This is a genomic window from Paenibacillus sp. FSL R10-2788, assembly GCF_038003885.1.
GTDB classification, from domain to species: domain Bacteria; phylum Bacillota; class Bacilli; order Paenibacillales; family Paenibacillaceae; genus Paenibacillus_AQ; species Paenibacillus_AQ odorifer.
Map to the genome: position 1 here is coordinate 2,102,729 of NZ_JBBOQA010000001.1, position 11,749 is coordinate 2,114,477.

At 46.2% G+C, this 11,749-nt stretch carries 14 protein-coding genes; 3 read left to right on the forward strand and 11 right to left on the reverse strand.

Annotated features, from left to right (window positions below; all coding sequences use genetic code 11):
• Positions 1 to 18 precede the first annotated feature (18 nt).
• Genes NSQ50_RS09070 through NSQ50_RS09085 form a run of 4 tightly spaced genes read right to left on the reverse strand, consistent with a single transcriptional unit; the run spans position 19 to position 5,046 of the window.
• Positions 19 to 1,131: a YheC/YheD family endospore coat-associated protein gene (locus NSQ50_RS09070; RefSeq protein ID WP_036683979.1), complete on the reverse strand. Its 1,113-nt coding sequence runs from the start codon at positions 1,129 to 1,131 to the stop codon at positions 19 to 21.
• Positions 1,128 to 2,501 (reverse strand): YheC/YheD family endospore coat-associated protein, encoded by a 1,374-nt coding sequence (locus NSQ50_RS09075; protein WP_036683976.1) that lies wholly within the window; start codon positions 2,499 to 2,501, stop codon positions 1,128 to 1,130. Before NSQ50_RS09075 ends, NSQ50_RS09070 begins: the two co-directional genes overlap by 4 nt.
• Positions 2,502 to 3,668, reverse strand: coding sequence for a YheC/YheD family endospore coat-associated protein (locus NSQ50_RS09080; RefSeq protein ID WP_051491304.1), 1,167 nt, complete (start codon positions 3,666 to 3,668; stop codon positions 2,502 to 2,504).
• A 10-nt stretch (positions 3,669 to 3,678) separates the two neighbouring features.
• Positions 3,679 to 5,046 carry a YheC/YheD family endospore coat-associated protein gene (locus NSQ50_RS09085; RefSeq protein ID WP_036683975.1) on the reverse strand — a complete coding sequence of 456 codons (1,368 nt, stop codon included), beginning with the start codon at positions 5,044 to 5,046 and terminating at the stop codon, positions 3,679 to 3,681.
• Between the two features lie 303 nt (positions 5,047 to 5,349).
• On the opposite strand from NSQ50_RS09085, the gene NSQ50_RS09090 reads away from it, so the two are divergent.
• The gene (locus NSQ50_RS09090) at positions 5,350 to 5,688 is read left to right on the forward strand and encodes a YlbF family regulator (protein ID WP_036683973.1); all 339 of its coding nucleotides are present in this window, start codon (positions 5,350 to 5,352) and stop codon (positions 5,686 to 5,688) included.
• Positions 5,689 to 5,795: 107 nt separating this feature from the next.
• Here NSQ50_RS09090 and NSQ50_RS09095 read toward each other — a convergent pair whose 3' ends face one another.
• Positions 5,796 to 6,371 (reverse strand): hypothetical protein, encoded by a 576-nt coding sequence (locus NSQ50_RS09095; RefSeq protein ID WP_036683971.1) that lies wholly within the window; start codon positions 6,369 to 6,371, stop codon positions 5,796 to 5,798.
• Positions 6,372 to 6,566: 195 nt separating this feature from the next.
• Here NSQ50_RS09095 and NSQ50_RS09100 point away from each other — a divergent pair, with 195 nt between their 5' ends.
• A complete protein-coding gene (locus NSQ50_RS09100) occupies positions 6,567 to 6,848 on the forward strand; it encodes a hypothetical protein (RefSeq protein WP_036683968.1) in 282 nt (93 codons plus the stop codon).
• A gap of 190 nt (positions 6,849 to 7,038) precedes the next feature.
• On the opposite strand, the gene NSQ50_RS09105 is transcribed toward NSQ50_RS09100, so the two are convergent.
• From NSQ50_RS09105 to NSQ50_RS09115, 3 genes are all read right to left on the reverse strand, one after another.
• Complete coding sequence (locus tag NSQ50_RS09105) at positions 7,039 to 7,488, reverse strand: hypothetical protein (RefSeq protein WP_340949359.1); 450 nt, start codon at positions 7,486 to 7,488, stop codon at positions 7,039 to 7,041.
• Between the two features lie 52 nt (positions 7,489 to 7,540).
• A complete protein-coding gene (locus NSQ50_RS09110; protein WP_076140868.1) occupies positions 7,541 to 7,762 on the reverse strand; it encodes a hypothetical protein in 222 nt (73 codons plus the stop codon).
• Between the two features lie 104 nt (positions 7,763 to 7,866).
• Positions 7,867 to 8,700: a hypothetical protein gene (locus NSQ50_RS09115; RefSeq protein WP_076224778.1), complete on the reverse strand. Its 834-nt coding sequence runs from the start codon at positions 8,698 to 8,700 to the stop codon at positions 7,867 to 7,869.
• 300 nt (positions 8,701 to 9,000) lie between these two features.
• Between NSQ50_RS09115 and NSQ50_RS09120 the strand changes: the two genes are divergently transcribed.
• Positions 9,001 to 10,335, forward strand: coding sequence for a DRTGG domain-containing protein (locus NSQ50_RS09120; protein ID WP_036678878.1), 1,335 nt, complete (start codon positions 9,001 to 9,003; stop codon positions 10,333 to 10,335).
• Between the two features lie 124 nt (positions 10,336 to 10,459).
• Here NSQ50_RS09120 and NSQ50_RS09125 read toward each other — a convergent pair whose 3' ends face one another.
• The 3 genes from NSQ50_RS09125 to NSQ50_RS09135 all read right to left on the reverse strand — a co-directional run bounded on the left by NSQ50_RS09125 (position 10,460) and on the right by NSQ50_RS09135 (position 11,693).
• Complete coding sequence (locus NSQ50_RS09125) at positions 10,460 to 10,780, reverse strand: YtpI family protein (RefSeq protein ID WP_036678880.1); 321 nt, start codon at positions 10,778 to 10,780, stop codon at positions 10,460 to 10,462.
• An 83-nt stretch (positions 10,781 to 10,863) separates the two neighbouring features.
• On the reverse strand, positions 10,864 to 11,364 hold the full coding sequence (locus NSQ50_RS09130; protein WP_038569663.1) for a DUF4044 domain-containing protein: 501 nt from the start codon (positions 11,362 to 11,364) through the stop codon (positions 10,864 to 10,866).
• A gap of 5 nt (positions 11,365 to 11,369) precedes the next feature.
• Positions 11,370 to 11,693 (reverse strand): YtrH family sporulation protein, encoded by a 324-nt coding sequence (locus NSQ50_RS09135; RefSeq protein ID WP_036678886.1) that lies wholly within the window; start codon positions 11,691 to 11,693, stop codon positions 11,370 to 11,372.
• Positions 11,694 to 11,749 lie beyond the last annotated feature (56 nt).

Below are 11,749 nucleotides of genomic sequence, written 5' to 3' on the forward strand. Positions count from 1 at the left end.
ACATCCTTTTAATGATTTCTATTTAAACTGGCGCGCTAAGTGCTGGCCGTAGTGAAAGATTCGCTCTAGGGACAGCTTGCGGATCGCGGGTTCATCAAATTTCATCGGCCGGGAGTTGGCCTCAAAGAACCAGAGTCCCCCGTTCTCATCTACACCCAGATCCATCGACATCTCTCCGAGCATAGAGTCAGAAGCTCTTTCGATTTGTCTAGCGATAAGAAGGGCGGTTGTAGGCACGCTCTTCAGGATCATGGCTGCTCTTTCGGTTCCAAATGTACTTTCCAGCATGCTGGCAGGCTCTTCAATACTACCGCCGCGTGGTACATGTGTCGTTATACTTCGGGCACCGGCGAGGCGTGCGCCTATGCCGGTCACTCCCCAGCCGCCTCTGCTGTTTTTTTGCAGCAGCACCCGCAGATCAAACGGTCTTCCCCGATGAGTCGCCAGTTCAATAGCCTGCTGCACAATATAACGAGAGATTCCTTTTTCTTTTCCGATTCTTGCCCAGAGCCGGTCCATGGAAGCTGCTTTGTACGTCACATTTTTTTTGCCGCTTTGAATTTGAAGCCGGTAAGGCAAAGCGGTATCTGCACGATATTTCAGGCGCATAATTCCTTTTCCTGCTTTGCCGTTCTCTGGTTTAAGGTAGAGGCTGGTATGCTGGTTCAGCATGGCAGTAAGGGTGTTTGCACTGCGTAATCGTCTCGTTTTTGGAACATGCTTTGAGGTGGAGTGCGAACCCCTTAACCATTCGAATAGACTCCATTTATTGAAAAAATATGGATTATATAGCTTAATGCCTGGATGTTCCAGGCATTGAGCTATTTTACGTACCACAGCAGGTTTTTCCTCATCCTCACGGGTGGGAATTCGGTTATAAATGATTTGTGGAAGAGGTACAGGAATGCTGTACCAGATTTTACCGCTGGACGATGGGACATATCCGTTCACCATCCGTTCCTCAAGCTTGAGGTCACGGACAGTGACGACGTAGACAAGAAATCCCATTTCTTTGCCTGTGCGAATAATGTCCCGGAAGTTGCTGCGGTTGCCATTAAATTGCCGTACTTTATCGCTGGTTGTCAGTATGGCAATAACAGGTTTTGTATCTTCCGGATTATGGGTGCTCACATCTCATCCCTCCTGCGGAATTTGCTGAGGTATAGACAATGCTCCAGAATGTGCTCGATGGAAGCTTTGCCCTCAGCGCGCAGGGAAGGGTGACGGAAGATGGAACGACCTGGTTTGGCGTTGGCCTCGAACATCCAGATGTCTTCATCCTGATCAATTCCGAGATCAAAGCCAATTTCACCGAGCAAATGACGATGCTGGACTTCTAGTGATTCTGCCAGCTTGATGGCTGTAGTCTTTGCACGCTGCAGTACTTCGTCAGCTCTTGCGCCGAATACACGTCCGAGTGCTTGCTGAGGTGTAAGCAATGCTCCTCCATTTTTAAGGTGAGTGGTGACACTGCCACGGCCGGCTTTTTTAGCGCCTATGCCGACTACAATCCACTGATTACTGCCGTTTTTATGCATATGGAACCGGAAATCAATCGGGCAGCCATCTATTTCAATGAGACGTATTCCCTGCTGAACTATATAATTTTGCAGATTTTGACCGTGACGCGAACGAAGCATACGCATAAGGGCTTCAAAGGTGGTAAAGCGTAAAAGAACGTTTTTTCCACCGCGGCGGTAGCGGGCAAAATACCCCTTTTTCGGGAGATAGGTAAGCCGATAAATGCCGTGCCCCAGACTTCCCGCAGAAGGTTTATAGTATACAAAATGATGGTGATCCAGCATTTCTCTCATTTTTTCCGTGGACGGATTGCTGTGGGTTTCAGGAACATAACGATTTGCCGCCCCATCATTTTCTAAAAGCTTATAGATATCGGATTTATTGAAAAAGCTCCAGTTAAAGTATGGAATTCTTTTCCGCATAAATCGTTCGCGAAGTTGGTTGATATAGGGTGAGGTCTCAGCTCTCCGACTGGGCAAGCGATTATAGACAACATCAGGCAGAGGGACCATTTTTCGTTCAAACTTACCGCTTGAAGTCAAAAAATATCCATAGACCTGTTCCTGTTGCCAGTTGATGTCACGCGGCATAAAGGCAAATATATAACATTTGTTGCTGCCTTCCCGCAGTAATTGCTTGATGAACCCTGTGCGAGAACCGAAAGGCTGAGACGAGGAAGCAGGACCATCGGACAATATGCCAACTAAAGGTCCTAGCTGCACCTCGTCATTCTGTAGATTGCGTAAATAGACACCGCCTGATTTCGGAACCTTGATAGCGCTTTTTACGCCTGAGGCGAGATATAGGTGATTTCCGGCGCGCTTGATGGGCTTGATCATGGTCGGGGTGGCATCTTTACCGAGCCTTAAGCGTATATTTTTTTTCCCGGTTAACTTCAAGCTTTTCATCAGTGCACCTGATACATATACAACTCTTTGGGGCTGCTTAGTGAAATGCACATTGCAAAAAGTGAGACTCATTTATGAATCCTCCTTAGGAACCATTGTTATCATTCTCCCGTTTGTAACGGAGCTGTCCGTAGATAGGGATGGTATCCGTCGTTGTGTGAGCAGTAGATGGCGCGCATAAGACAGTGGATTCTCGGCGGCGAGCTTAGCAGCCCGGCGGTCGCCCGTCAGCCGGAATACCGTGCGCCCTGGCTTGGAATTTGCTTCTAGTAAATGAATCCGACCGCTCGAATCAATACCGAAATCAAGGCCGAGTTCTCCAAGCCTGCCGCATGCAGCCTCCAGTAGGGGAGGCAAGTATGCAGCTTCTGCAGCAAGCTCACGCATGATGTCTTTTCCACCCTGACCATATTCTGCAAGCAAAAAAGGCAGGGGAGAAACAGCTGTTCCGCCGCCATGCAGGTTCGAAGTCAGCGAACCTTGGTTACCCAGCCGTACGGCCATGCCGGTAAGAGTCCAGCGGCCAAGGCCATTCTTTTGCATCAATACACGCACATCGAACGGTTGCCCCTTACTATTAGTTAGGTGCAGGAAAGGCTGTATAATATAGCGGCGTGAGCCGATAAATTCATGAATCCAGTTCAGTCCTTCAGCCTGTGAGTCGAAAACATATTGAAAGGGTGTATTTGTTCCGTCACGCCCTCGTACTCTCATGCCTCTGTTCTGCAGTATGGCATGTAATGTACGTTTGCCATGGGTGCCGGCCTTGGGCTTTAGAAAAACTCCATATTCTCTTTCAGCAAGCATTGTACTTAACCTGCGGTTACCGGTATAGAGTACAGTTTCCGGCAGTATTGCCGCTGCTCTCCGGTCGCGCTTCAATATCTCATGTACACCCCATTTATCTGGTAAACCTCGAGACCAAGGCAGGGAACGATGAAGAGTAGAGAGAGCAGCGGAAGCTTCTTTTCTTTCTTTCGGACCTTCGTAAAAGCAGCGATTATAGATAATATCTGGCGGAGAAGAAGTGGTATTCCGCCAGCTTCCATCTTTCCAGGTATAACCGGTAATGGAGGACCCGTCTGCCGCTACTCCGTCTGGATGAAATACGAGGACTTTTAGGCTGTATAGAGGAGCTGCCCGGCATAAATGACTGCAAAACTCTGGCTCGGCGATCGGTGGATTCCCGTTGCGGCGGCCTGTCATAATGCCGAGGAACCCCACTTCTGTTTCAGTCATCGTGTCCTCCTTATAAACCGGCCAAGTAGCGGCAATATAAAATCATTTGCTTGACGGACGGTCTTATTTTTTGATCGTTTAACGGTGTATTATCGTTCTTGGAGGGCTTGGAGTTAACCTCTAAGAGCCATATTCGTCCTGATTGATCCAGTGCCAGATCGATTCCGAGCTCTCCGAAATGAGCGGGGATAAAGGTTTCGACCCCTCTTGCAATGGCAAGTGCTGCTCTGGGCAGCTGAAGCTGAACGTTTTCTTTTGCGCCCGGAGGAAGACTGCTCTTGCTAACTGCTTCTTTTACAGTGCTGAGACTGCCACCTCTAGCTAAATTAGACACGAAGTGATTGCTGCCGGCGGTGCGGGCGACAATGGAGGTAACCCCCCATTTTCCGCTGCCATTCTTCTGAACAAGTGCCCGGAAATCTACAGGTCGCCTTCCTAGCTCCATCAAAGGCAATCCCTGCTGAATCTGGTATCGAGTGGTCTTCATTTTGGGAGCGATGGACTGGTACAATTTAGCGAGAGTGGTGTAGCTTTGCTTGCGTGTACCTATGGAGGTAGTAGACAATAGACGGTAACCTCCGCCTTCTTCTTTAGAGATACGAAGTATGCCTTTGCCGAGACTGCCTCGTACAGGTTTCAAAAATACACTTGGGTAATGGCTGCACATCTTCTTCATTACGGCAAAGCCGTTCAACGCATGCGATTCAGGTAAATACCGCTGCAGGGAAGGGTCTTGCGCTAAAGCTTCAAATACCTCTGTCTTGTCAAGAAATTTTTCGTTGAAGAAATGCGTTCCATATCGCGATTTTACATCCGCCAAAAAATGCTGTACGCTAGGTTTATTCTCCACCTTTCGCGTCGTTAACCGATTGTTGATTACATCGGCAATGGGCAGACTCATTTTTCTCCAACCCTCGTTGTATACCCAGCCCTGAATGGAAGAACTGCGTGTTTCCAGCGCTTCCGGGGTAAAGAAATATACATAGGCGCCTTGTGTGTGGCAGGCATTTGTCAATTCCCGGCAGAACATGGTAATGGGTCCAAACAACCTGTCGAGATTATCTGGATGGTCACGACTGACGAGCACGCCGATCAACGGTCCAAGCCGCAAGGTACGGCTTACAGAGCTGTAAGAAACGTTGAGGGTTTGTCGGTGTTTCCATCCGGTCCGCCGCGCCAGTCCTTCGCTTACACGCAGGATGTCGGATTTGGGAGCCGAGATAATGGTAACCTCCTGCCGGAAAGAGCCGAATGCCAGCTGGAGTGTTCCGTGAGACGGGATTTTGAGTCTTTTCATGGATTTTTCGCCAAGCATTATAGCGTTTTCCTGCAGGATGCCCGAGTTGACCGTATGGACCGGGATCTTGAATTGGGACATCGTGGATCTCCTTCCGGTAGGCAGCATGATGCCGGCAATTTGGTAGCTAAGGGTTACATATCATTCATCATATGGAGACAGATGACCCTTGGTGATTGACCTAATCGCTAAAAACCTTGCCCAGTCATTTCATAAGCTCGGCCCAAGAAGCGAAACAAGTATGGAATGAGCGAATATTGGAAACTAAAGCAGCGTGGATTCAGGAAGCGGCTGCTAACAAAACTTAAGCGTATGTTTCCGGAGTGAGTTTTGCACGAAGACGATAGGAAGTGTACGCTAACAAAACTTTTAGGAGGAATCATAATGAGCATTCACGACAAAGCACATGAACTGGCGAAAGCCATTAAAGAGAGCAGCGAGGTATCGGACATCAGAAATGCCATGAAGGTCGTAGAAACGGATCCTGAAGCGAAAGCGATGCTGGACAATTTCCGCCAAGGTCAGATGGAGCTGCAACAACGGATGATGAGCGGAGAAATGCCTCCACAAGAAGAAATGGAAAAGATGGAGAAGCTGTTCGAGGTGCTTAATTTGAATCTTGGCATTCGTCGTCTGTTCGATGCGGAACGCCGTCTGAGCGTTGTAATCGAGGATGTAAATAAAATTATCACCGAGAGTTTGTCCCAATTGTACGGTGAATAAATTTCAGCAATGAAAATCAAAAGAGGGTGTTCCCGAAGCCGATGGCTCTGGAAGCACCCTCTTTCTTGTGACTGTGACTATATGGCTAGCCTAAGCTCAAGCTATACCTAATCTTGTTTACCTTCGACTGCGCAGAGAAGAATACCAGCTGCCAAACCTAAGCGGCGATCAAGCTTGCCTTTTCGATCCTCCGAGAAGTCAGCCATAATTTTGGTGACAAATGGATTGAAATTTTGCTTGAAGGCAGGGATCGTAGTATCATCCATCTCGATATTATATTTCTGCGGAATAATAGCGATGAAGCGGCGCAGTAAAGCCATCGCGGTGCTGTCTTCCTTGATTTTTCCGATTTCCTGATCATGACGGTCAAGAATAATCCATTCATCCTTCAAAATAGATTTGAGACCCTTACGGCGAAAAGCACCAATATGCTCACCGGACTCTGTATCGTGTACATCATAAGTAGCGCTAAAATCGACGACGCTACGGGCTTTTATGCGCAGAAGCTCCTTCTGCATAGATTCATCCGTATAAAGTGCAATGTCTTCTTTAAGCTTGAACGCTTTCATTTGTGAATAGAGCACAAGCTGCTCAGAGCTGTCAAAAATATGAAGTTTCGCACCCATGATCGAAAATACTTTTTTGCGAATTATGTATTCGGTATGATTATAAGCTGCATTCAATTCAAAAACGCCTCCCCTAAATGAAATCATCATCTCATATATAAGCGTCTCTTGCTATATAAATGCTAACCTTTTATACATAATTTTGAAAAGGTTATATTTTTTAATGGACTTGTCTCATATTACGGGCCTCATGTTCATAGAGTAGAGATATAGATTCAATCGAATATCCTGTCTACGAAGGAGCTGTTATTAATGAGAAAAAGAAACAAGTTCAAACACGGTGTCTATCTCTTGCTGGCGTTGGCCATGCTTTTGTATGCACTGCCGAAGCTTTCGCTTGCGAATGGACCGAGTTGGGTGTTTGGTTTTGGAGTCGTCTGGTCACTTTTTGCGTTTATGGTCATTGCGGCACATCTGCATTTTATTATCGGGGTTGATGAGGAAAAGACCAAACGTTTGGAAGCTGTGCGAAAAGCAAAGCTGGAGCAATGGCAGACAAAGTGGAATGAAGAAACTAGAGTTTCGCAAAGATAATAGAGTTGGGGTCGATTACTAAAAAAGCTAGATTAGCTTCAGGTCTCTCGAAAAGCACGGCAGTCGTGCAAAGAGAGGCATAAGTGCCTTAGAATGCCGCGCAAATCGTAAAAGTAGCCAAAAGAGAAGTATAAATACCGTAGAATGCCGCGGAAAGCGTAGAAGTAGCTAAAAGAGAAGTATAAATGCCTTAGAATGCCGCGCAAAACACCAAAGTAGCCAAAAGAAAGGTATAAATACCGTAGAATGCCGGGCAAAACGCAAAAGTCGTGAAAAGAGAAGTATAAATACCGTAGAATGCCGGGCAAAACACCAAAGTAGCCAAAAGAAAGGTATAAATACCGTAGAATGCCGGGCAAAACACCAAAGTAGCCAAAAGAAAGGTATAAATACCGTAGAATGCCGCGCAAAATACCAAAGTAGCCAAAAGAAAGGTATAAATACCGTAGAATGCCGGGCAAAACGCAAAAGTAGCCAAAAGAGAAGTATAAATACCGTAGAATGCCGGGCAAATCGTAAAAGTAGCCAAAAGAGAGGTATAAATACCGTAGAATGCCGCGCAAATCGTAAAAGTAGCCAAAAGAGAGGTATAAATACCGTAGAATGCCGCGCAAAGCGTAAAAGTCACACAAAGAGGCATACAAAAAAGACACACTCATACGAAAAAGCCCACTAGCCTAAGCCAGTGGGCTTTAATATGCCCCCTGTATTGCTTGCAGGGGGTTAAATGTTATTTTCTCATTGGTGAGATCTCTTCCAGCCTTCTTTTCTTCGGCAGATATCCGTTTACCAAGAGCCGCGTAATACCACACTGCAGGAACGAGGACCGCGAGTATAAAAAGAAATTGCATAAGCTCAGCTCCTTTCACGTCGATAGTATAAACTTTTTTCCTGATCGTAGAGAGGATGGACATAATCCTACCATCCTACCATCCTACCATCCTACCATCCTACCATCCTACCATCATCCTACCATCATCCGACCATCCCATCCACGTGTTAAGCAAAAACAATCCGATTACTTTTTACTGACCGAGCATTGAACTTCAAATACATAACTGGCGCTTCCCTGAGGCCATCTTGCATGGATGATATATAGGTGTCTGCCGCTACCTGCTGCGAGTTGAAAACTGTTTTTGTCCACGGAAAGGGCTTCGTCCGGTCGTTCCTCACCAGGAAATGAAGCCATAACCTCCATCTCCTTGGGTGCATATGAGAATTCGAGTTCTACCTGATCACCGCTGATGGCTTTGGGATGTACCTTCTGTATGGAAACCAGCTCAACGTTAGAAGCTATATCCACACATACGCCTTTGCCATTGTCGTTCCAGCAATAAGAGCCTTGAATAGCCTCGAACTGTTCACCGCCAACAGTAACTTGAACGCTTGGGGGCTGTGGGTTAACAGTGTCTTCTGATGAATTCTTATCTTCATTAAAAGTTGATTGAAACAAGTCCAATAGATCCTTTTTGCTGGTATCTGACAGGCGATAGTGGCCCATTTGTCCTGATTTAATGAGTAACCCATTGTTACTTCCGACGATCCAAAAAGAGAATTCATAACTTATGCCATCCTTCATGTTCACAGTGGTTCTGTAATCGCTGGGAGCAATATCTAGTTGTCCTCTATCATATTCAGCAGTAGTTATGGCTTGAACGAAACGTTCAAAGGAGGATGTATCAGAAATAGTCGTCGTTGGCTGTTTTCTTTCAATTAAGTTGATAGAAACTATATTATTTGCATCCAGCTCTATCTGGTCTGCTTGTTTTATTTCGTTTCCCGTATTTCCACAGCTGACCAGTCCTATGAAAAGCAAAGTAAGGGTAAGTAGTAATAAAGCGGTCTTGTTCATATCTTCAATGCTCCTTTACACATTCATTAATTCTCAGACTATAAAAAAGAGGAAAAGGTTGCTAAATAAAGGCAGCGAATTTTTAAGGTCAGCTTAAAACGCATCAGAGATATTCAGTTTCAAAAAATTCGATTTTAAGGTGGTTTTCAAACTTGCTATGTGGCAATACCTACCTTAATCGTAGATTGTGTAAGGAGAGTGAAATTCGAATCCGAAGCTTATGAATCGGTTGTACTGAGCCATTCTATCGTTGTATAATAGGTACAGTATAGTACAGATCGGAGCATGGGGGTGTAACAGTTGGAAGGTCAAGGCGATGCGATTACTAAACACGAGCAACTGCTGCAGCATATTGAAAGTCTTAAGGTAGGTACCAAAATATCTGTTCGCAAGCTCGCCAAAGAAATGTTAGTCAGCGAAGGGACTGCTTACCGTGCAGTGAAGGAAGCTGAGAATCTCGGGATAGTCATCACGAAGGAACGGATTGGTACAGTTCGTGTAGAAAAGAAACCTCGGAACATTTCAGAGCAGCTGACGTTTGGCGATGTAGTTGATATTGTTGAAGGGCATGTGCTTGGCGGGGCAAGTGGACTAAATAAACATCTGCATAAATACGTGATCGGGGCGATGAAGGTCGATGCGATGATCCGTTATATAGACGCTGACAGTCTGTTGATTGTGGGTAACCGTGATGATGTTCACTCTCTGGCGCTGGAGCAGGGTGCAGGGGTTCTGGTGACAGGGGGCTTCGGGACGAGCCGTGAAGTGAAGGCATTGGCAGACGAGCTGGATCTTCCCATTATTTCTTCGAGACATGACACGTTTACCGTCGCTTCAATGATTAACCGTGCTATTTTTGATAGATTGATAAAGAAAAAAATTATGCTGGTAGAGGATATTATCGACAGCAAACCGCGCCTGAATACGTTAAAAATCTCTAGCACCGTCGGCGAGCTACGACAGGTTTCTGAGGAAACTGGAGAGCAGCGCTTTCCCGTTACGGATGAATGGAACCGAGTCATTGGCATTATCGGTCGCCGTGATGTAGAGGAATTGACGGAAGGGCAGATCATTGAAAAAGCGATGATTCGCAGTCCGGTTACGGCTGCACTGCAAACCTCACTAGCCTCCGCGGCCCAGATCATGATGTGGGAAGGCGTGGATTTTCTGCCCATAGTGGACCGTAACCGCAAACTGGTAGGCTCCCTAACCCGTAAAGAAGTGCTGCAAAGCTTACGCGATGTTCGGAACCAACCTCAGTTGGGAGAGACTTTTGATCATCTCATTTGGAATGGTTTTGCGGATGAGCGGGACGAAGAGGGACGATTGTTCTTCCATGGCTTTATTACGCCGCAGATGGCCACGGATCTTGGGACGATTTCTGAAGGAATATTGTCTACGCTTATGACGCTTTCGGCATTTAAAGCAGCTAAGGATATCACAGGAAATGATTATGTACTAGATAATATGTCCACTTATTTTATCCGACCGGTACAGATCGAACACGCGATCATTGTAATGCCGAGACTGCTCGAAATCAGCCGCCGTACCTGTAAGCTTGAGATTGAGATCAGCCACTCGGATACTCTGGTAGCCAAAGCTGTTCTGATGCTGCAATCCATTGATCATGGCTAAAGAATGGTTTGCTAGCTGGATAGCATCCGGTAAATAGGATCGTATACATGCTAAATAGACTGCCCTCATCATTGATTGAGAGGGGAGTCTATTTTATTCTTTTCCTATTCCGTCAGAGCAGCAGCTAGGCTTTTGACTGGTGTTGTTCCTGGCTGCGGCTACGGCTGTAAAAACTATAGCTGCGTAGACCCGAGAAGATGTTGAACGCACCAATCAGCAGAAAGGCAGCTTCAACAATAATATTAACGGTAGAGCCGCGAAACAAAAACATGGATATCAAGGATAGCGTTACGAGCATAGCACCGAGCATCACATTCATGACGGAGCGTTTCAGCCCTTTATCTTGGGGATTTAAGGCACGGCGGGAGGATATGCTGAACACAGCGGCACCGATTACAAAGATCACCAGCAGGATAAACAATAAATACTTGATAAATAAAACCATGGACAGCCAGCTCCTTTATCGTGTCTTGCAGTAGCCAAGAAGTAATTTCCACGTCTGTCCATTATTGTATCACACGATGGCTGTCAGCTGCGCTTAAAAGGACTGATTTCTACCCAGATTTGCAGGACGCCTTCCATGACGAGCATGGTTCGGATTTTGACAGAGTATTCCTTGTCACGCACAATGTATAGCTTTCCATCCAACAGCAGTCTAACCAGTTTACTGTCTGTATCAATATCGAACATGCTGCGGCCGCGCATCGGTTCCAGATCTGAGCCCATTTGGCTTATGATTAATTTTACAGTTACGGGGTCAAGTGGGGTATCTTCTTTGGATTTGCTTTCCTCCGATCGAATTTTGATTTCTCTGATTACGGTTGAGGTATTATTGTATTTTTTGAGTGTCTGAATATCTTTTTGATATTGCTCGATCTGTACACGCAGATCTTGATTATGCAGCCATAATACGTTATATCCTACATGGTAAATAGCATTGTATATGACAGCTCCTACGACGATCCCTAGCATGAATATAGCGGAGATCTGGGTGAATCTGCGAAAACGACTGAATGGTGGAACTCTCACTGGCGTTACCCCCTGCCGCACACCCATTTTACTAGCTCACTGCCCATATGGGCTCCTAGAAAAGCGAAGGCAAGATACATGATTTGTTTGATGGCGGGGGAGAGGTTGCCTCCAATCATGTTGCTTTCAATGACCCGTAAGGGGTCCATAGTACCTCCTACAGCGGCTGCTAGTGCCCATATTTTAATCCGATCTGCCACATCCAGCATCGTTTGCGTCGGCGGTTGCAGGGATACAACGGCGCCGATTCCGCCGAGCATAGCTCCGCCAAGCACGATGCCGAAGGCGATAAAGAAGTCGAGGATAGCTTTGCTCATAAAAATGCTCATACAGGCCCCTTCCCGGACGAGGCATTTACAAGCTTTGCCTGTCCTTATGCTCTTAA